The organism is Pseudomonas sp. No.117 (assembly GCF_054558395.1).
Genome location: NZ_BAAJNP010000019.1, coordinates 1 through 541 on the forward strand (window position 1 = coordinate 1; position 541 = coordinate 541).

Sequence of the window (541 nt, forward strand, 5' to 3'; positions counted from 1 at the left end):
CGGCTGGACCTCGATGCGCTCCTTGATCTCCCAGATGGCGTTGGCGATGTCGCCGATCACCTCGACCTGGGGGAAGTACACCGGATCGACTTCGGCGGAACGGAAGTTGATGTGGATGACCTCGGTACCGCCGCGGGTCATGAAGAACGGCGGCTTCTCGATCACATCGTGGCCGATGTTGACGATGAGGTCGGCCGACTCCAGGGCGCGGTGGACGAAGTCACCGGCGGAGAGGGCGGCGTTGCCCAGGAAGCGCGGATGACGCTCGTCGACCACGCCCTTGCCGAGCTGGGTGGTGACGAAGGGGATGCCGGTCTTCTCGATCAGCTGGCGCAGGACGCGCGCGGTCATCTTGCGGTTGGTGCCGGCGCCCAGCACCAGCACCGGGCTGCGAGCGTTCTCCAGCTTGGAGACGGCGGCGGCGATGGCCTTGGCTTCGGCCACCGGGCGGCGGCTCAGGCTCGGCGGGACGGGCAGGCTCTCGGTGTGCTCGTCGGCGATGTCTTCCGGCAATTCCAGGTGCACGGAGCCGGGCTTTTCC

Annotated in this window: 1 pseudogene; it reads right to left on the bottom strand. The window is 67.5% G+C overall.

From position 1 onward, the window contains the following. Positions 1-541, bottom strand: a pseudogene (locus ACYJP6_RS24155) (acetolactate synthase large subunit); the annotation flags it as partial.